Raw genomic sequence first — 17,520 nt, 5'->3', positions numbered from 1 at the left:
CCTGCCACCTTTCCTGCCCGCCGGTATCGGGCCGCACCCGCATAAGCCTTGACTGGCCGCCGTTGCTGTCCGAAACCGCCCTATAGTCGTGGCAAGGATCGAACGCATGACGCAAGCCATGAATGAGCTTCTCGGCATTCTCGACCTGGAAAAGCTGGAAGACAATCTGTTCCGTGGTCGCAGCCCGCAAACCGACTGGCAGCGCGTGTTCGGCGGCCAGACGATCGCGCAGGCGCTGGTTGCCGCGCAGCGCACCGTCGACGCCGATCGGCACGTCCACTCCCTGCACGGCTATTTCATGCGGCCTGGCGACACAAAACTGCCGATCGTCTACGAGGTTGACCGCATTCGCGACGGTTCCTCCTTCACCACGCGGCGCGTCGTCGCCGTCCAGCATGGCCATGCCATCTTTTCGCTCGAAGCGTCGTTCCAGCTCGACGAAGGCGGGCTCGAGCACCAGGTTCCAATGCCGCATGGCATTCCCGAGCCCGACACGCTGATGACGCAGCGCGACCTGTTGGAGAAGTTCGGCGAAGCGGTGCCCGAGGGGATCAAGCGCTACTGGCAACGCGAACGGCCGATCGAAATGCGGCCGATCATGCTCAAGCACTACACCAGCCGGGAACGGCTGGAGCCAAAGCAGAATATCTGGATCCGCACGACCGGGCCGGTGCCGAACGACCGCGCGATGCAGGCCGCGGTGCTCGCCTATCTGTCGGACATGACGCTTCTCGACACATCCACCTTTGCCCATGGCCGGGCCATCTTCGACCGTGATATCCAGGCAGCCAGCCTCGATCATTCGATGTGGTTCCATCGCAGCCATCCGCTCGACGACTGGATCCTCTACACACAGGACAGTCCCTCGACCCAGGGTGCGCGCGGCTTCACGCGCGGCTCGCTGTTTGCCCGGGACGGCACGCTGATCGCCTCGGTGGCGCAGGAAGGCCTGATCCGCCTCAAGCGGTCGCCTACAGAATAGGCATTTTTATCAATTTGCTCAATTGATGGGCAATTGATGGGTGGCCTCTGTACAGCGGCCGGCGCCCCTCCGCTCGACAATCTTTTATCTTCAATGGCTTAGCTTGTCGTTTCGGCATTTGGCACGGAGCTTGAATTGCCATGGGCATCGCCGACCCATGTCGAGGCCGGCGATGTCGCGTGGAACGCGGGGACCGCAACGAACAAAGGGCGAATCCTGATGAAGATCGTGATGGCTATCATCAAGCCGTTCAAGCTGGACGAGGTGCGCGAGGCGCTCACCGCCGTCGGCATCCAGGGCCTGACCGTCACCGAAGTCAAAGGCTACGGGCGTCAGAAGGGGCACACGGAAATCTATCGCGGGGCGGAATATGCCGTCTCCTTCCTTCCAAAGATCAAGGTCGAGGTCGCCGTTGCGACCGACCTCGTCGACAGGGCGGTCGAGGCGATAACAAGCGCCGCCAAAACCGGCCAGATCGGCGACGGCAAGGTCTTCGTCTTCGGCATCGACCAGGCCGTGCGCATCCGCACCGGCGAAACAGACACCGACGCGCTGTGAGCGGGTCACGCACCTCCATGGAGATATCGATGAATATTCTTCCCAAGCTGAAGACGGCAGGGCGCGTCGCGCCGCTGACTGCTCTCGTCGGGCTGCTGGGCACCCTCGCCGCCTATGCCCAAACCGCCACCCCGGCACCGGCTGCGGCCGCGCCGACGCCAACCCTGGACACCGGCAACACGGCGTGGATGCTGACCTCGACGGCCCTGGTCCTGATGATGACCATTCCAGGCCTCGCCCTGTTCTATGGCGGCATGGTGCGCAAGAAGAACGTGCTTGCCACCATCATGCAAAGCTTCGCGATCTGCTGCCTTGTCACGGTGTTGTGGTTCGTCGTCGGCTATTCGCTGGCCTTTTCCGACGGCGGTTCGTGGAACAGCTTCATCGGCGGCTTTTCGAAGGTGATGCACAAGGGCATCACGGTCTCGACGCTGTGGCTGCCGGGTGTCTCCAACATCCCGGAATTCGTCTTCTCGATGTTCCAGATGACGTTTGCCATCATCACGCCAGCGCTGATCGCCGGCGCCTTCGCCGAGCGCATGAAGTTCTCGGCGCTGCTTCTGTTCAGCGGTCTGTGGCTGATCTTCGTTTATGCGCCGATCGCCCATTGGGTCTGGGGCGGTGGGTTCCTCGGTTCGGCCGGCGTGCTGGACTTCGCGGGCGGTACGGTCGTCCACATCAATGCCGGCGTCGCCGGCCTGGTCTGCGCCCTGGTGCTCGGCAAGCGCGAGGGCTACGGAACCGTCAACATGGCGCCCTATAATCTCGTCTACGCGGTGATCGGCGCCTCGCTGCTGTGGGTCGGCTGGTTCGGCTTCAATGCGGGTTCCGAACTCGCGGCCGACGGCCTGGCCGGCGCTGCGATGATGAACACGCAGGTTGCCACCGCCGCCGCCGGCCTTGCCTGGATGTTCACGGAATGGCTTGTCGCCAAGAAGCCCTCGGTGCTGGGTATCATCTCGGGCGCCGTCGCCGGTCTTGTCGCGGTGACGCCGGCATCGGGCTTCGTCAATCCCACGGGCGCCTTCATCATCGGCATCGTGGCGGGCATCGTCTGCTACTTCGCCGCGGTGAAGCTCAAGCATGCGCTCGGCTACGACGATTCGCTCGATGCTTTCGGCGTGCACGGCATCGGCGGCATCATCGGTGCGCTGCTGACCGGTGTCTTCGCCGACCCGGCCATCAACGCGCTCGGCAAGGATGCTTCGGTTGCCAAGCAGCTCTACGGCATCGGTTTCACCATTCTCTGGACCGCGGTCGTCAGCTTCGTGATCCTCCATGTGGTCAAGGCTCTGGTCGGACTGCGTCCGAGCAAGCAGGAGGAGGTCGAGGGGCTGGACGTGACCCTGCACGGCGAAGTCGTGCAGTAGCCGGCGCCCGCCTGCGGGATACGCACTACGAAGAAGAAAAGATCCCGTCGTGAGCCGCTGCGAACGCACTCACGCGCTTGGGCCCGGAGCAATCCGGGCCCTTTTTTGCGCGCCGACTGGCACGCAAAATCGCCATGGTTAATGCTGCCTTAACCTTCCCCCCGATAGTCTGGTCTTCGAATCTGCCGGAGTGCGCGCTGCTTCCGGCCCAGGCAATGACTGACGGGGAAATGCATGCGTTCAGGGGCATCGGCACCGCTCGCGCTGACCAATACCGGGCACGGGTTCCAGGCGTTCCTGCGGCGGCAGGCCGGCCGGCTCGTCGGTGGGGCGCTGTTCGCCTTCGTCGCTTTCGGCGTGGCCGCGCTGGCTACCTGGAACGTTGCCGATCCTTCGTTCTCGCATGCCACCGACAATCACGTCACCAATGCGATGGGCTATCCTGGCGCGGTGTTCTCGGATCTGGCGACCCAGTTCTTCGGCCTGTCGGCGGTTGCCGCGGTGGTGCCGGCGATCATCTGGGGTTTCCTGCTGTTTTCGGCCCGCGGCGTCGACAAGCTGCCGCGCCGCGGCGTGTCCTGGTTCGGTTTCTCGCTGCTTGCCGCCGGCATGGCGGGTTGCGTGGTGCCGCCCAAGACCTGGCCGCTGCCGAGCGGTCTCGGTGGCGTCTTCGGCGACATGGTGCTGAAGGTGCCCGGTCTTTTCCTGGGCGGTTATCCGACCGGTGTCGCCGCCAGCGTCATTGCCATCCTGCTGGTCGCGCCGACGCTTTGGCTGTTTGCTTATGGTTCGGGGCTGATCGCGCGCAGCAACGGCTTTGCGGTCATTGAGGAGCAGGAGCCGAAGCGCCGCAAGGCGGAGGAAGATCGCGACTCGATCCTTTTCGAGAACGAGGAGGACGACGACGACAATGGCGGATTGCTGGCGCTCGGCGCCATCACCCATTGGTGGCTGTCGTTCCGCGCCTGGATGCATCGCCGCGCCGCCGCCAAGCGGCGCCAGGAGGAAGAGGAATTCGATTTCGCGGAAATGCCGGCGCGCGAAAGCGCGTGGCGCCGCGCCGCCGACCGTGTCGAATCGGCGGAACTCGCCGAAGCCCATATGAGCACGACCGGCCGCGCCCGTGTCGAGCCGAAGTTCTTCGCGGCGATGGTCAACGATCGCCATGTCGCGGTCGATCCCGTGGCCGGCGGCTCCGCCCATGCGGACGATTACGACAATGACGGTTTCGACGGCGCCGATTTCGAGCGCGACGAGGACGATTATCCGCAGAGCCTGCCCGTGGCCGCCCCGCGCGCCGCGGCGCCGGCCGGGGCCAGCACGCAGGTCCGCAACTTCCGTTCCGATGCCGCGACCCGTGTCGAGGCGCCGGCGCCCCGGCCCACCCAGGGCGCGCGCGTGCAGCGCGAGGCACAGACTTCGCTGATTGCCGCCAACAGTTTCGAAATGCCGTCGCTGCATTTCCTGTCGGAACCAAAGAGCGTGGTGCGCGACGCCAGCCTGTCCAAGGATGCGCTGGAACAGAATGCGCGACTGCTCGAAGGCGTTCTCGAGGATTTCGGCGTCAAGGGCGAGATCATCCATGTGCGGCCCGGCCCCGTCGTCACCCTCTACGAACTGGAGCCGGCGCCCGGCATCAAATCCAGCCGGGTCATCGGCTTGGCCGACGACATCGCCCGCTCGATGAGCGCGATCGCCGCCCGTGTCGCCGTCGTGCCCGGCCGCAACGCCATCGGCATCGAACTGCCCAACGCCAAGCGCGAAATGGTCTACCTGCGCGAAATCCTGGCCAGCCGCGATTTCGAGGAGAGCAAGGCCAAGCTGGCGCTGGCGCTCGGCAAGACGATCAATGGCGAGCCGGTCATCGTCGACATCGCCAAGATGCCGCACGTGCTGGTGGCCGGTACCACCGGTTCCGGCAAGTCGGTCGCCATCAACACCATGATCCTGTCGCTGCTCTACCGGCTGAGGCCGGAAGAATGCCGCCTCATCATGATCGATCCGAAGATGCTCGAATTGTCGGTCTATGACGGCATTCCGCATCTCCTCACGCCCGTCGTCACCGACCCGAAGAAGGCAGTGGTGGCGCTGAAATGGACGGTGCGGGAGATGGAAGACCGCTACCGCAAGATGTCCAAGGTCGGCGTGCGCAACATCGACGGCTTCAATCAGCGCGTGGCGCAGGCCGAGAAGAAGGGCGAGAAGATCTCGCGTACGGTGCAGACCGGCTTCGATCGCCAGACCGGCGAGGCGATCTACGAAACCGAGAATCTCGACCTCGAGCCGATGCCTTACATCGTCGTCATCATCGACGAGATGGCCGACCTGATGATGGTGGCCGGCAAGGATATCGAGGGCGCCGTCCAGCGCCTCGCCCAGATGGCGCGCGCGGCCGGCATCCACGTCATCATGGCGACGCAGCGCCCGTCGGTCGACGTCATCACCGGCACGATCAAGGCCAACTTCCCGACCCGTATCTCCTTCCAGGTGACGTCGAAGATCGACAGCCGCACCATCCTTGGCGAGCAGGGCGCCGAACAACTGCTCGGCATGGGCGACATGCTCTACATGGCCGGCGGCGGCCGCATCCAGCGCGTGCACGGCCCGTTCGTCGCCGACGACGAGGTCGAGAAGGTGGTGCAGCACCTGAAATTGCAGGGCGTGCCTGAATATCTCGACGCGATCACCGAGGACGACGAGGAGGATGGTGATGAACCGTCAGGCCGCGGCGGCTCAGGCGGCGGCGGTGGCAATTTCGACGAGTCCGACGACCCTTACGACCAGGCGGTCGCGGTGGTGCTGCGCGACGGCAAGGCCTCGACCAGCTACATCCAGCGGCGCCTCGGCATCGGCTACAACCGCGCTGCCTCGATCATCGAGCGGATGGAGAAGGAAGGCATCGTCGGTGCGGCCAACCACGCCGGCAAGCGCGAGATTCTGGTGCCGACGGAAGACGACAAGCTCTGAGGCGGGGACGGTCAAACTAAAGCCCAACTGAGGGTTCACCACCTGTCCGGAACAACCAGACAAGAGCGAGCTGCATGAAAGACGACCTTTTCGGAGCGACCATCGGCCTGACCATGACGCGGCGGCGCCTGCTTGGGCTCGGCCTGATGGTGACCGGTGCCGCTGCCGTCAACGTCGTGCCGGGCTTCCTGCCCGTCGCGGCTGCCCAGGCCAGCGTGCCGCCTGCGGCGCAGAAGATCGCCGATCATTTCTCGTCGGTAAAGTCGATGACGGGTGAGTTCGTGCAGTTCGGGCCGAAAGGCGAGCAGACCGGCGGCAAGTTCTTCCTCGAGCGTCCGGGCAAGATCCGTTTCAACTATGACGGCGCCAACAATTTCAAGGTGATCTCCGACGGTCAGTCGGTCGTGCTGCTCAACAAGAAGCTCCAGACTTCCGATCTCTATCCTCTGTCGAAGACGCCGCTGAAGCTTTTGCTTGAAGACAGGATCGACCTGTCGGGCGACCGCGTGAAGAGCGTCAAGGAAGAGGAAGACCTCATCACCATCAAGTTGTCGGACAAGCAGGTGTTCGGCAATTCGACCATCACCATGATGTTCGATCCGAAGACCTATGAACTGCGCCAATGGACGATCACCGACGCGCAGGGCAAGGACACCACGGTGATGATATTCAACACCAAGGAGGGCGTCAGCTTCGCGCCCGACACGTTCAAGATCGACTACACCGCCAATCGCGAACTCAACGTCAACAAGGGTATGCGCTGAGGCAGTTTAGGCAACGCTTCCGCAGTTGCCGGTTCCTCGACGACTTCTGTGGAAATGTGCAACGCAGTCGTGTTGCGCTACCCTCCGGCTTGTCTTTGCAGCCTGAGGCTGGCAGGTTCCGCCCCAATCTTTCTGTCGATGATGCCTTCGCTTGAGCCCGCCGGCTTAACGGGCACGGGTTCGGAACACGCGAATGGCCTTTACGCTGGCAACCTGGAACATCAACTCGGTGCGGCTGCGCATGCCGCTGGTCGAGCAGCTGATCGCTGAACGGAATCCCGACATTCTGTGCCTTCAGGAAACCAAATGTCCGGATGATCTTTTCCCGGCGGCGGCCTTCCGCAAGCTCGGCTACGAGCACATCGCCATCCATGGGCAGAAAGGCTATCACGGCGTTGCCACCGTATCGCGGCGGCCGATCGAAATCGTGGAAAAGCGCCGCTTCTGCGAGATCGAGGACAGCCGGCACATCTCGGTGCGTTTCAAGGCCGGCGACAAGGCGATCCTGCTTCATAATTTTTACGTGCCGGCCGGCGGCGACGAACCCGATCCCGCGATCAATCCGAAGTTCAAGCACAAGCTCGGTTTCGTCCAGGAAATGCACGACGTGCGCGCCGACCAGCCCGACGGGGCAGGCTCAATCCTGGTCGGCGACCTCAACATCGCGCCGCTCGAACACGACGTCTGGTCGCACAAGCAACTGCTCAATGTGGTCAGTCACACGCCAGTCGAGACGGAGAGTTTCGAGGCCATGCGCAAGGCAGGTGCCTGGGCCGACCTGATGCGTCTCAATGTGCCGGTCGATGAGAAGCTCTATACCTGGTGGAGCTATCGGGCGGCCGATTGGGAAATCTCCAATCGCGGCCGCCGGCTCGACCATATCTGGTCGTCGAACAACCTGGTGCCGGCGTTCGAAGGTTATGAGATCCTGCGTACCGCTCGCGGCTGGGAGCGGCCGTCGGATCATGTCCCGGTGATCGCGCGGTTCAGCCTCTGATCGTGTCAGCCGACGCGGCCAGTGCCTGCCGGGCTTCCCATTCGGGTCTCAGCAACGCCATCACCAGTTCATCGTGAAATTGCCCGCCGAAGAAGGCGTTGCCGCGCGCGACCCCTTCGGCCTGGAAACCGACCGCTTCGTACATGCGGCGGGCGCGCAGGTTTTCCGGGAACAGACTGATGACGAGGCGATGGAGTTCGGTTTCCATGAAGGCGCGTGAAACAACGGCATTCAGCAAGCGTCGTCCCTGGCCTTGTCCCGGACTGACGACCGCCAGGCGGCGAACCAGGGTTACGCGTTCGATCGCGTTCCAGAAGCGCAAAATGGAAAAGCCGGCGGGCGCCTCGCCTTCGTAGCCGACGAAATAGGCGTGGCTGCCATCTACCATCGCCTCTCGATGGCGCCGCTCGTCCCAACGGCCGACCAGCCTGTCGTAACCGTCAAGCCGTTCCGTCGCCATGATGAAAGGGAGGTCATCCTCCCTGGCACGGACGAGTGTGAAGGTCGCGTCCATGTCGGAATGCCTCAGCCAGCGAAGCGCGGTGCCAGCGCTTCGATGCGTTCGATCAGCGCCTGAAGTTCGTCGGTGATGCGTTGATGCAGGTGAACGGCGATATCGGGGTATTCTTCGAGGATGCGTCGAAACATCTTGCGGTTGAGGCGAAGAACCTGCGAATCGGCCGCTGCCGATGCGCTGGTCAGCCGCCGGGTGTCGGCAATCAGTGCCAGTTCGCCCAGGATCGCACCGGGGCCAGCCGTGCCGATGATGATGCGGGTGCCCTCGGCTTCGCGGTAGAGGGCGATGGAGCCGCTGATGACGACATAGGCCGAATCGGCCTCGTCATCCTCGCGATAGAGCTTTCTCTCCGCCGGCAACGAAGTCGTCTCCGCGCCGAAAGCGAGCAGGCGCAACTGTTCCGCCGTGAAGCCCTCGAAGAGCCGCACGGTGGAGAGGATGCGTATGTCGTCATCCAGCGCCATCAGCTATGTCCCCGGACCGACAGGTCGTTCCCTCCGTTTTGCGACCCCGCCCTGAATCGCCTTCGGCCAAATACAATTAATTGACCAATAATATAGAGCCTTTAACAGAATCTCATCGGTGAGGGCAGCGGGCGACGAAAAGAGTGGTCAAGCGCGCGGCAACCGTCACCGCGCCGAGCCACGAGGCTGGCACGCTCCGCTTTTGCGGCCAAAGCACGGCGCCGCGGTGCGGCGCTGAAGAAATCGAATCCGGGAAACAGCGAAGTTAAGTCCGCGCGGGCGCGCGGAAGCTGTTCAGGGCACCAGCTTGTAGCCGCCGCTTTCGGTGACGAGGATCGCCGCGTTCGACGGATCGTGCTCGATCTTCTGGCGCAGGCGATAGACGTGGGTTTCCAGTGTGTGCGTGGTGACGCCAGAATTGTAGCCCCACACTTCTTCCAGAAGCACGTCGCGGGTCACCACCTTCTGCTCGGCCCGATAGAGGTATTTGATGATCGATGCCTCTTTTTCGGTGAGCCGCACCTTGCTGCCGCGCTGGTCGATCAAAAGCTTCTGGCTGGGCTTGAATGTGTAGGGGCCGACCGAGAAGGTGGCGTCTTCGCTCTGCTCGTGCTGGCGCAGCTGGGCGCGGATGCGGGCAAGCAGCACGGCGAAGCGGAAAGGCTTGGTCACATAATCGTTGGCGCCGGCTTCCAACCCCAGGATCGTGTCGGAATCGGTGTCATGGCCGGTCAGCATGATGATCGGCGCCTTATAGCCGCCCTTGCGCAGCAACTTCACCGCCTCGCGACCGTCCATATCCGGCAAACCGACGTCCATGATGAGCAGGTCGATCATGCCGGCGCGGGCGGTGGCGATGCCCTTGGCCGCGGTCGTCTCCTGAAGCACGTCGAATTCCTCGTAGAGCGACAATTGCTCGGCCAGCGTGCCGCGCAGGTCTTCGTCATCGTCGACAACCAGGATGGTGCGTGAAGTCATGGATCAATCCGTTGTTTCAAAATCACAAAATGTTAGGACGCCGTTGACCGACGACCGTTTATGCGGAAGCTGTCGGCTACAACAGCCGATCACGGTAATTTGTTCCATGGTTCTATCATATCCGAAAAACCTTGTGCGCAATGGGGCGAACAAGGCGCAACCAACAGGTCTTCGCATATTGGTCGTGCGTGCGCGGCCTGGCGACGGAACCAAGGGCCTGCTGCAGGCCGGCAGCCTGGTGTTTCCCTGTGCTCTGGGTAGTGGCGGGATTTCGTCGAACAAGCGGGAGGGCGACGGCGCCACGCCGCTTGCTTCGATGCGCATCCGCTCCGGTTATTTCCGTAACGACCATTTCGCCAAGGCGCGACGCACGCGCCTTGCAATGGCGACGATCGGACCGGATCTCGGCTGGTGCGAGGTGCCGGATGACCGCAACTACAACCGGCCGGTGACGATCCCCTACGGCGCCAGCCACGAGCGCATGAAGCGCGACGACCGGCTCTACGACGCGTGCCTGGTGCTCGACTGGAACATCGCGCCACGCCGGCGCGGGCGCGGCAGCGCCATCTTCTTCCATCTGGCGCGTCCGGGCTATACGCCGACGCAAGGCTGCGTCGCCGTCTCCGCGCAAACCATGGCGCGGCTGTTGCCGCTGTTGTCAGCTCGCACGGTGATGAAGGTGGTGCGCTAGGTCAGGATTCTGCTTCTGCCGGGCGATGATCCCGGCGGAAGCGGAATAGAGCGACGAGTCGGCTGGATTACCGGTGCTTGTTGGAACGGGGTGGCTGCCAGCCGAGATCGAGCAGGCCGAGCCGCTGCGGCGCGTCCGATACGCTGCGGGCAATGTCGGTGCGTCGCAGGCCGATGTCACGCAAATGCGCATCCGACAGATATCCGGAATCCTGCGGCGGCAGGTTGATGGCAATACGGGCATGGCGCAGCCAGTCGAGCAGCGGGCGGATGCGGTTTGGGCGCGCGACTTCGGATTTCAAAACAATGGCGGACATGAGGGAGTTCTTTCAAGGCGGCCTGGCTTCAAGCCAAGCTTGGAGATTTTCGATTGGGGTCAGTATCTCGCATTGAAATGAAAGGGGGAAACGAGTAGTTCTTGGCTGATCATCAAGGAGCGCTTGAAGATAGCCATGTCCCGTCTGCTGCCTGGGACCCGTGCGCTGCGGACGCTGGAAGCGGCCGGCCGGCATCTCAATTTTACCCGCGCCGCCGACGAACTTGGCCTGACGCCGGCGGCGGTCAGCTACCAGATCAAGGAAATCGAGGACCAGCTTGGTCTGGTGCTGTTCACCCGCACCAGCCGCACCATACGCCTGACCGAGGCGGGGATGGCGCTGGTGGACGCGTCCGCGGACGCGCTAGAGACACTCAACCGCGCGGTGACCCGGGCCAAGAAGCTTGCGCGCGGCGGGGCGCTATTGAAGGTGACCGCCAGCGCGGAATTCGCAACACGCTGGCTGTTGCGCCGTGTCGACGGCTTCCGCAAGCTCCATCCCGACATCGAACTGCGTTTCGATATCACCTACGAGCCGCGCGATTTCGACCGCGACGACGTCGATATCGGCATCCGTTTCGGCACCGGCAAATATCCGGGCTTGTGCGCCGACAGATTGTTCGAAAACGTCATCATTCCAGTTTGCAGCCCGGGACTGCTGCGTTCCGGACCGCCGCTCGACGAACCCCGCGACCTGCTCAAACATACGCTGGTTCACATCGAGTGGTCCCGCCAGGGCATCACCTGGCCGAACTGGCGCATGTGGATGGCGGCGGCCGGCATCGAGGATTTCGATGACAGTCGTACGGTGGTGATGACGACGTCGACCGACGCCATCGCAGCCGCGGCGGGCGGCAATGTGGTGGCGCTCGCCGATTTTGCCATGGTCGCCAACGACCTGTCGGAAGGGCGGCTGGTCAGGCCGTTCGAGCTCAGCATCAAGGTGCCGCCCGAATTTGCCTACTTCCTGATCTATCCCGAGGGTTCGGCGCAGGATGCGCGCATCATCGCCTTCAAGAACTGGCTGCTCGCGGAGGCACATGCGCCGCAGATGGATGTCACGCAGCGAAGCTGGGACGATTTCTGATCGGAAGTGTCGGCAGCCGGACAGGTGCTACGAAGCGGGCGCGCCGAACCAGCCTATGACAGCGCCCATGATCAGCATCGCGCCCAGCCAATGGCCTGAATCGATGGCCGTCAGCGCCCAGCCGAAACCCTGATAGCGGTGGTTGACGGTAAGCGTGGTGGCAACGAAGCCGAGCCACAGCACGAACCCCAGCACGATCCCGGCAACGACACTCGGTTCTCCTCCGGTCATGCCGGGAATGACCAAGGACAGGACGAAGGCCATGACGACCAGGCCGACAAAGCCGATCACGAACGGCATCACCGAATTGCGCATCGTCGTGGGGTCAATCCGCACTGCCTTGAGCCACGGTTTGCTCAGCGCGGTGTACCATACCGCGCCGAACAGCCAGCCCAGAACGGCGGCCGCGATGATTGCAAGCCAGTTTACGGCAGAAAAATCCATGGTGTCCCCCTCCATTGACCCGCATGGAACGCTTGTTCGGAGGTCGCGTCAAGCGAAGCGCCAGACCGTGGTGCGCTTGACCTCGGCATCTTCCAGAGCCCGGGTGACCGGCACTTCGTAGGCTGCCAGCCGCTCCAGGCCGGTCTTCGGCAGATAGGCGCGGCCGGGGTCGCCGATCAGGATGTCGGCGCCACGCGATTTCAGCGCGGAAAACCAGGGTAGCAGGCGGCCGGCAAAGGGTTTTTCGTAAAAGACGTCGCCGGCAAGGATGACGTCCCATCCTTCATCCGATCCGACGCGATCGGAGGCGGTGAATGTGACGTCGACACCATTGGCGGCGGCATTCAGGCGGATAGCGGTATCGCAGAACGGGTCGATGTCGGCCGCTTCGACGGCCGACGCGCCGGCCTTCATCGCCGCTATCGCCACCAGACCGGAGCCGGAGGCGAAATCAAATACGCGGCGGCCGCGCACGCTTTCTGGATGATCCAGGATGTAACGAGCCAGCCCCTGCCCGCCGGCCCAGGCAAAGGCCCAGAAGGGTGGCGGCAGGCCGATCTCGGCCAATTCCTCTTCGGTACGTCGCCACAGATCATGCGCCTCATCGGCGAGATGAAGCCGGATTTCCGGCACATGCGGCGGCGTCATCAACGCCGTGTTGTCGAGGATGAAGCGTTCGGCGGTTTCGGGCGTCAGTGTCACGGCGCGGGGTTGAGACCGCCCATGCGACAGACTTCCTTCCACTCCTCGGGCGTGACCGGCTGCACCGACAGGCGGCCGAGCCTGACCAGCGCCATTTCCGACAGCTTCGGGTTGGCCTTGATGTCTGCCAGCGTCGGCGGCGTGGGCACATCGCGGACGGCGCGGATGTCGACACACTCCCAGCGTGGATCGTCGGTGGTGGTGTCGTGATGCGCCAGCGCACAGACTTCCGCGATGCCGACGATGTTGAGCCCGTCATTGGAGTGATAGAAGAAGCCGAGGTCGCCGATCTGCATGGCCTTCATGTTGTTGCGCGCGGCATAATTGCGCACGCCGTCCCACTGGGTGCCGGCCTTGCCCTTTTCCTTCAGCATGTCGAAGGAGAACTTGAACGGTTCGGATTTGAAGAGCCAGTAGTTCATGGTGATCCTCTGCGGCGGTATCAGGCTTCGGCGGGTTTGTTGAACACCCAGGTCCAGGGTTTGATCTCGACTTTCTCGAACAGGCCCGCCTTGGCATAGGGGTCTGCCGCCGCCAGCGCCTCGGCACCGGCAAGATCGGTGGCCTCGATCACGACCATGCTGCCATTGGGCTTGCCGTCGGCATCGAGGAACGGACCGGCAAAGGCCAGTTTCTTGTCGGCATTCAGCCCGTTGAGAAAGGCGACATGGTCCGGCCGCGCATCGAGGCGCACCTGGAGGTGGCCGGGTTTGTCCTTGCAGATCAGTGCAAACAGCATGTTTGGCTCGCTTCCTCAGTCGTTTTCGGTTTTCAGGGGCCGCGTCATCAGCATGGAGACCGCTTCACCGATGGTGATCGCGCCCTCCAGGATGGCGGCCACGGCGGAAATGATTGGAGCATCGATGCCCTGCTCGGCGGCCAGCCTGGCGGCAATCGCCGCCGTCGGCACGCCTTCGGCCAGCGGCCGGCCGGCAAGCGCCTCACCACGACCCAATGCCAGCCCATAGGCGAAATTGCGTGACTGGGCCGAGGAACAGGTCAGCATCAGGTCGCCCAGGCCCGACAGCCCCATCAGCGTCTCCGGCTTTGCTCCGAAGGCAGCGCCGATACGCCGCAATTCGACGAAGCCGCGCGTGACCATCGCCGCCTGCGCACTGGCGCCCAGTCCGGCGCCGGCAACGGCGCCAGCGGCGAGCGCGAAGACGTTCTTCAACGCGCCGCCGATCTCGACGCCGACGAGGTCGTCACTGGAATAACAGCGCAGGTTGCGGGCCGAGAAGAGGGCGGCAAGCTCCGCTGCCAGGCTCTCCTCCCGCGCCGCGACCACGACGGCGGTGGGCAGACCCTTGGCGACGTCGGTGGCGAAGCTCGGTCCGGACAGGGCGGCGATTGGCGTGCCGGGCAGGATTTCGCCTGCGATCGTGGAGAGCAGGGCACCGCTGTTGCGTTCGATGCCCTTGGCGCACAACACGACGGGTATGGCGGGGGCGAGATATGGTTTCGCCTCGTTGAGAACCTGGCGCAGGGACTGTGCCGGTGTCACCGCCAGAACGCAGTCTGCTCCCTTAAGAGCCTCTGCCAGAGAGGAAGTCGCCTCGATGCCGGCGTCGAGGACGATGCCCGGCAGATAGCGCGGGTTCGCGCGTTTGCGAATGGCGTCGGCCATCTCGGCGTCGCGCGCCCAAAGCGTCACGCTATGGCAGGCTCGCAGCATGGCCTGCGCCAATGCCGTGCCCCAGGCACCGCCGCCCAGCACCGCTATGCGCCGGCCGCCTGGCAATGCCTCGCTCATGCCTTGGCTCCCCGTCTGCCCGAGCCCACCACGGGCACCGAGACCGTATCGAGCGGCCAGCGTGAACGTGGCACGAAATCGAAAGCGTTTTCCTCATCGAGCCCGGCGCGCAGGCGCTCTATGCCGGCCCAGGCGATCATCGCGGCGTTGTCAGTGCAGAGTTTCAGCGGTGGTGCCACGAAACGGAAGCCGGCCGTGGTGCAAAGCCGCTCGAGCGTCGCCTTGATGACGCGGTTGGCTGCCACGCCACCCGCGACAACCAGGGCCGGCTCGTGCTGATCCGGAAACTCGGTCCGGAAGCGGCCAAGGGCGCGCGAGACGCGGTCGGCCAGGGCATCGGCGACGGCCGTCTGGAAAGAGGCGCAGATGTCGGCGACATCCTGGTCGGTCAGCGGCGCGATCGCCTGTGCGGCCTGGCGCACCGCGGTCTTGAGCCCGGAGAACGAAAAGTCGGGCTGGGCGGCGCCCTTCATCGGCCTTGGAAAGGCGAAACGCGTCGGGTCTCCCTTCGCGGCCGCCTTTTCGACATTGGGACCGCCGGGATAGGGCAGGCCGAGCATTTTCGCGGTCTTGTCGAAAGCTTCGCCCAGCGCATCGTCGATGGTGGTGGCCCAGCGCTGATAGTCGCCGACGCCGGCCACGCGCACGATCTGGGTGTGACCGCCGGAGACCAGCAGCAGCAGATAGGGGAAGGCCAGCCCGTCGGTGAGCCGCGCGGTCAGGGCGTGGCCTTCCAGATGATTGATGGCCAGCAAAGGTTTGTCGGCGGCGGCGGCGATCGCCTTGGCCGTCATCAGGCCGACGATCAGCCCGCCGACGAGGCCGGGACCGGCGGTTGCGGCAATCGCGTCGATCTCATCGAGCTTCACGCCCGAATCGGCAAGTGCCGCGGCAACAATGCCGTCCAGCGCCTCGACATGGGCGCGCGCCGCGATCTCGGGTACGACACCACCGAAAGCCGCATGTTCGGCGATCTGGCTGAGCACGACATTGGACAGGATATCGGGCGCGGAAGCGCCGTCCAGCGCCACGACGCTGGCCGCTGTTTCGTCGCAGCTCGTCTCTATGCCCAGAACGCGGATCAATTCGCCGCAAACCTCGATGATTGCCCATGCGCGACTTCCCCGTTAGGAGAGAGCCGGATATCTGGAGCTTTGGGCTCCGAGCCGGGGTTATCACGGACCGCGCTTGATGCAAACAACCTTGAAGATCGGAACGCGAGGCAGCCTTCTGGCGCTGGCGCAGGCACATGAAACACGGGCGCGGCTCGTGGCTGCCCATGGCCTGCCGGAGGCGGCGTTCGAGATTGTCGTCATCACGACCAGTGGCGACCGCGTCCAAGACCGACCGCTTTCGGAAGCCGGCGGCAAGGGCCTTTTCACGAAGGAGATCGAGGAGGCGCTGCTCGACGGCCGCATCGACATCGCCGTGCATTCCTCCAAGGACATGCCGACGGCGCTGCCGGATGGGCTTGAGCTTTCGGCGTTTCTGCCGCGCGAGGATGCACGCGAGGCCTTCATCAGCCGCAAGGCGGCGCGGATCGCCGACCTGCCCGCAGGAGCGAAGGTCGGCTCGTCGTCGCTGCGCCGCCAGGCACTGATCCGCCGCATGCGCCCCGATCTCGACGTCGTGCTGTTCCGGGGCAATGTGCAGACCAGGCTCCGCAAGCTGGACGAGGGCGTCGCCGACGGAACCATCCTTGCCCTAGCCGGGCTCAAGCGACTCGGCCTGGAGCATCTGGTCACCGATCTCATGTCGCTGGAGGCATTTCCGCCGGCGCCCGGGCAAGGCGCGATCTGCATCGAAAGCCGTATCGGCGATCAACAAACCGGTGCCTTGCTCGCCCCCATTCACGATGTGCCGACCGGTCAGGCGCTGGCCTGCGAACGGGCTTTCCTGGCGGCGCTTGACGGTTCCTGCCGAACGCCGATCGCCGGCTATGCGACTGTCGATGGGGAGAGGTTGGTCTTCTCAGGCCTGATCCTGACGCCCGACGGCACCGACATATGCGAGGTCGCACGCGAAGGTCTTGCCGCTGACGCGGCCCTGATCGGAGCGGAGGCCGGCGCCGACGTCAGGGCGCGGGCCGGCGCCGAGTTCTTCGAGGGCTGGAGCTGATCCGATGCGCGCCGGCTCAGGAACCCATTGAATGGTTCGCGTCGTGGTCACGCGACCGCAGCCCGGCGCCAGCCGGACAGCGGCCCGTCTTCGAAAACTGGGTCTGGAGCCAATCCTGATCCCGCTGTCGGAGACGAAGGCGCTCGATATCGATATCCAGTCTCTCCCGGCCGATATAGCGGCGGCGGCAGTGACCAGCTCCAACGCCATCCGTCATGCGTCCGCCGAACTGATCCAGCGGCTGGCCGGCCTTCCCTGCCACGTCGTCGGGCCGAAAACCGCCGATGCGGCGCGTTCAGCCGGGCTGTCGGTTGCGGAGATTGGGCAAGGCGATGCCGAAGCGTTGGCTGACAGGATCGCTCCCTCGCTGGCCGGCAAAACGGTCGTCTATCTGTGCGGTCATGTGCGGTTCTCGGCCTTCGAGACAGGGCTGTCGGCGAAAAACGTCAATGTGGTGCCGCTTGAGATCTATGACACGCTTGCCATCCACCAAGCCGGCGTCGTCGTCATGAAACGGCTGGCCGGGCGGCCGGCGGACGCGGTGCTGCTTTATTCGGCCAAGGCCGCGCAGGCTTTTTCGGAACTGGCGCGGCGGCCCGAACTGGCACGGTATTTCGACGAAACGCGGATCCTTGTGCTGTCGGAGCGCGTCGCGAGCTCGTTCGGTCCCGTTGCGCCCGGACGGCTGGTGGTGGCTGGCGAGCCAAATGAGGACGCCTTGCTGGCGCTGCTCGATCCCGCAGATTGATACTGCGCCATCACGCCGCCCCTTTTCACAGCTTGGAGGTGTGGTAGACCTTTTTTGAGCCTTCC

At 64.0% G+C, this 17,520-nt stretch carries 20 protein-coding genes; 10 read left to right on the top strand and 10 right to left on the bottom strand.

Going from position 1 to position 17,520, the window contains the following annotated elements; genetic code table 11:
- The first annotated feature begins 106 nt into the window (after positions 1-106).
- The 6 genes from tesB (at position 107) to QFZ88_RS12800 (ending at position 7,638) form a co-directional block, all read left to right on the top strand.
- Positions 107-982, top strand: a complete 876-nt coding sequence (gene tesB, locus QFZ88_RS12825; protein ID WP_024923111.1) for an acyl-CoA thioesterase II — start codon at positions 107-109, stop codon at positions 980-982.
- A 219-nt stretch (positions 983-1,201) separates the two neighbouring features.
- The gene (locus tag QFZ88_RS12820) at positions 1,202-1,540 is read left to right on the top strand and encodes a P-II family nitrogen regulator (RefSeq protein ID WP_024923110.1); all 339 of its coding nucleotides are present in this window, start codon (positions 1,202-1,204) and stop codon (positions 1,538-1,540) included.
- A gap of 29 nt (positions 1,541-1,569) precedes the next feature.
- The gene (locus QFZ88_RS12815) at positions 1,570-2,910 is read left to right on the top strand and encodes an ammonium transporter (RefSeq protein WP_024923109.1); all 1,341 of its coding nucleotides are present in this window, start codon (positions 1,570-1,572) and stop codon (positions 2,908-2,910) included.
- A 234-nt stretch (positions 2,911-3,144) separates the two neighbouring features.
- A complete protein-coding gene (locus tag QFZ88_RS12810; protein WP_024923108.1) occupies positions 3,145-5,877 on the top strand; it encodes a DNA translocase FtsK in 2,733 nt (910 codons plus the stop codon).
- 74 nt (positions 5,878-5,951) lie between these two features.
- A complete protein-coding gene (locus QFZ88_RS12805) occupies positions 5,952-6,641 on the top strand; it encodes an outer membrane lipoprotein carrier protein LolA (protein ID WP_024923107.1) in 690 nt (229 codons plus the stop codon).
- A 193-nt stretch (positions 6,642-6,834) separates the two neighbouring features.
- Positions 6,835-7,638, top strand: coding sequence for an exodeoxyribonuclease III (locus QFZ88_RS12800; RefSeq protein WP_024923106.1), 804 nt, complete (start codon positions 6,835-6,837; stop codon positions 7,636-7,638).
- On the opposite strand, the gene QFZ88_RS12795 is transcribed toward QFZ88_RS12800, so the two are convergent.
- From QFZ88_RS12795 to QFZ88_RS12785, 3 genes are all read right to left on the bottom strand, one after another.
- Positions 7,628-8,152 (bottom strand): GNAT family N-acetyltransferase, encoded by a 525-nt coding sequence (locus QFZ88_RS12795; RefSeq protein ID WP_024923105.1) that lies wholly within the window; start codon positions 8,150-8,152, stop codon positions 7,628-7,630. The genes QFZ88_RS12800 and QFZ88_RS12795 overlap by 11 nt on opposite strands.
- An 11-nt stretch (positions 8,153-8,163) precedes the next feature.
- Entirely contained in the window at positions 8,164-8,619 is a 456-nt protein-coding gene (locus QFZ88_RS12790; protein ID WP_024923104.1) for a cyclic nucleotide-binding domain-containing protein, read from the bottom strand.
- Positions 8,620-8,913: 294 nt separating this feature from the next.
- Positions 8,914-9,597: a response regulator transcription factor gene (locus QFZ88_RS12785; RefSeq protein ID WP_024923103.1), complete on the bottom strand. Its 684-nt coding sequence runs from the start codon at positions 9,595-9,597 to the stop codon at positions 8,914-8,916.
- A gap of 175 nt (positions 9,598-9,772) precedes the next feature.
- Here QFZ88_RS12785 and QFZ88_RS12780 point away from each other — a divergent pair, with 175 nt between their 5' ends.
- Complete coding sequence (locus QFZ88_RS12780; RefSeq protein WP_024923102.1) at positions 9,773-10,288, top strand: L,D-transpeptidase family protein; 516 nt, start codon at positions 9,773-9,775, stop codon at positions 10,286-10,288.
- A 67-nt stretch (positions 10,289-10,355) separates the two neighbouring features.
- On the opposite strand, the gene QFZ88_RS12775 is transcribed toward QFZ88_RS12780, so the two are convergent.
- Positions 10,356-10,604, bottom strand: a complete 249-nt coding sequence (locus QFZ88_RS12775; RefSeq protein ID WP_024923101.1) for a hypothetical protein — start codon at positions 10,602-10,604, stop codon at positions 10,356-10,358.
- Between the two features lie 135 nt (positions 10,605-10,739).
- On the opposite strand from QFZ88_RS12775, the gene QFZ88_RS12770 reads away from it, so the two are divergent.
- Complete coding sequence (locus QFZ88_RS12770; RefSeq protein ID WP_024923100.1) at positions 10,740-11,690, top strand: LysR substrate-binding domain-containing protein; 951 nt, start codon at positions 10,740-10,742, stop codon at positions 11,688-11,690.
- 27 nt (positions 11,691-11,717) lie between these two features.
- On the opposite strand, the gene QFZ88_RS12765 is transcribed toward QFZ88_RS12770, so the two are convergent.
- Genes QFZ88_RS12765 through tsaD form a run of 6 tightly spaced genes read right to left on the bottom strand, consistent with a single transcriptional unit; the run spans position 11,718 to position 15,671 of the window.
- Entirely contained in the window at positions 11,718-12,134 is a 417-nt protein-coding gene (locus QFZ88_RS12765; RefSeq protein ID WP_024923099.1) for a DUF1761 domain-containing protein, read from the bottom strand.
- A gap of 48 nt (positions 12,135-12,182) precedes the next feature.
- Positions 12,183-12,878 carry a class I SAM-dependent methyltransferase gene (locus tag QFZ88_RS12760; protein ID WP_171020914.1) on the bottom strand — a complete coding sequence of 232 codons (696 nt, stop codon included), beginning with the start codon at positions 12,876-12,878 and terminating at the stop codon, positions 12,183-12,185.
- Entirely contained in the window at positions 12,833-13,258 is a 426-nt protein-coding gene (locus QFZ88_RS12755) for an EVE domain-containing protein (RefSeq protein ID WP_024923097.1), read from the bottom strand. The genes QFZ88_RS12760 and QFZ88_RS12755 overlap by 46 nt, the downstream gene beginning before the upstream one ends.
- 20 nt (positions 13,259-13,278) lie before the next feature.
- Positions 13,279-13,575, bottom strand: coding sequence for a YciI-like protein (locus tag QFZ88_RS12750; protein WP_024923096.1), 297 nt, complete (start codon positions 13,573-13,575; stop codon positions 13,279-13,281).
- Between the two features lie 15 nt (positions 13,576-13,590).
- Complete coding sequence (locus QFZ88_RS12745; protein WP_024923095.1) at positions 13,591-14,589, bottom strand: NAD(P)H-dependent glycerol-3-phosphate dehydrogenase; 999 nt, start codon at positions 14,587-14,589, stop codon at positions 13,591-13,593.
- Complete coding sequence (gene tsaD, locus QFZ88_RS12740; RefSeq protein WP_024923094.1) at positions 14,586-15,671, bottom strand: tRNA (adenosine(37)-N6)-threonylcarbamoyltransferase complex transferase subunit TsaD; 1,086 nt, start codon at positions 15,669-15,671, stop codon at positions 14,586-14,588. Before tsaD ends, QFZ88_RS12745 begins: the two co-directional genes overlap by 4 nt.
- 109 nt (positions 15,672-15,780) lie before the next feature.
- Here tsaD and hemC point away from each other — a divergent pair, with 109 nt between their 5' ends.
- Entirely contained in the window at positions 15,781-16,707 is a 927-nt protein-coding gene (gene hemC, locus QFZ88_RS12735; RefSeq protein WP_024923093.1) for a hydroxymethylbilane synthase, read from the top strand.
- Positions 16,708-16,738: 31 nt separating this feature from the next.
- Positions 16,739-17,455, top strand: coding sequence for a uroporphyrinogen-III synthase (locus QFZ88_RS12730; protein ID WP_024923092.1), 717 nt, complete (start codon positions 16,739-16,741; stop codon positions 17,453-17,455).
- The last annotated feature ends 65 nt before the right edge of the window (positions 17,456-17,520 follow it).

This window comes from Mesorhizobium sp. YL-MeA3-2017 (assembly GCF_030814575.1).
In the GTDB taxonomy this organism is placed as follows: Bacteria; Pseudomonadota; Alphaproteobacteria; order Rhizobiales; family Rhizobiaceae; genus Mesorhizobium; species Mesorhizobium terrae.
The sequence above is the reverse complement of the archived record's forward strand: the minus strand, read 5'-3'. Positions and strand labels throughout refer to the sequence as shown.

Excerpts from the sequence above, each read along its gene's own strand:
- tesB (WP_024923111.1), top strand. The coding sequence starts at position 107 with ATGACGCAAGCCATGAATGAGCTTCTCGGCATTCTCGACCTGGAAAAG.
- QFZ88_RS12820 (WP_024923110.1), top strand. The coding sequence starts at position 1,202 with ATGAAGATCGTGATGGCTATCATCAAGCCGTTCAAGCTGGACGAGGTG.
- QFZ88_RS12815 (WP_024923109.1), top strand. The coding sequence starts at position 1,570 with ATGAATATTCTTCCCAAGCTGAAGACGGCAGGGCGCGTCGCGCCGCTG.
- QFZ88_RS12810 (WP_024923108.1), top strand. The coding sequence starts at position 3,145 with ATGCGTTCAGGGGCATCGGCACCGCTCGCGCTGACCAATACCGGGCAC.
- QFZ88_RS12805 (WP_024923107.1), top strand. The coding sequence starts at position 5,952 with ATGAAAGACGACCTTTTCGGAGCGACCATCGGCCTGACCATGACGCGG.
- QFZ88_RS12800 (WP_024923106.1), top strand. The coding sequence starts at position 6,835 with ATGGCCTTTACGCTGGCAACCTGGAACATCAACTCGGTGCGGCTGCGC.
- QFZ88_RS12795 (WP_024923105.1), bottom strand. The coding sequence starts at position 8,152 with ATGGACGCGACCTTCACACTCGTCCGTGCCAGGGAGGATGACCTCCCT.
- QFZ88_RS12790 (WP_024923104.1), bottom strand. The coding sequence starts at position 8,619 with ATGGCGCTGGATGACGACATACGCATCCTCTCCACCGTGCGGCTCTTC.
- QFZ88_RS12785 (WP_024923103.1), bottom strand. The coding sequence starts at position 9,597 with ATGACTTCACGCACCATCCTGGTTGTCGACGATGACGAAGACCTGCGC.
- QFZ88_RS12775 (WP_024923101.1), bottom strand. The coding sequence starts at position 10,604 with ATGTCCGCCATTGTTTTGAAATCCGAAGTCGCGCGCCCAAACCGCATC.
- QFZ88_RS12770 (WP_024923100.1), top strand. The coding sequence starts at position 10,740 with ATGTCCCGTCTGCTGCCTGGGACCCGTGCGCTGCGGACGCTGGAAGCG.
- QFZ88_RS12765 (WP_024923099.1), bottom strand. The coding sequence starts at position 12,134 with ATGGATTTTTCTGCCGTAAACTGGCTTGCAATCATCGCGGCCGCCGTT.
- QFZ88_RS12755 (WP_024923097.1), bottom strand. The coding sequence starts at position 13,258 with ATGAACTACTGGCTCTTCAAATCCGAACCGTTCAAGTTCTCCTTCGAC.
- QFZ88_RS12750 (WP_024923096.1), bottom strand. The coding sequence starts at position 13,575 with ATGCTGTTTGCACTGATCTGCAAGGACAAACCCGGCCACCTCCAGGTG.
- QFZ88_RS12745 (WP_024923095.1), bottom strand. The coding sequence starts at position 14,589 with ATGAGCGAGGCATTGCCAGGCGGCCGGCGCATAGCGGTGCTGGGCGGC.
- hemC (WP_024923093.1), top strand. The coding sequence starts at position 15,781 with ATGCAAACAACCTTGAAGATCGGAACGCGAGGCAGCCTTCTGGCGCTG.
- QFZ88_RS12730 (WP_024923092.1), top strand. The coding sequence starts at position 16,739 with ATGGTTCGCGTCGTGGTCACGCGACCGCAGCCCGGCGCCAGCCGGACA.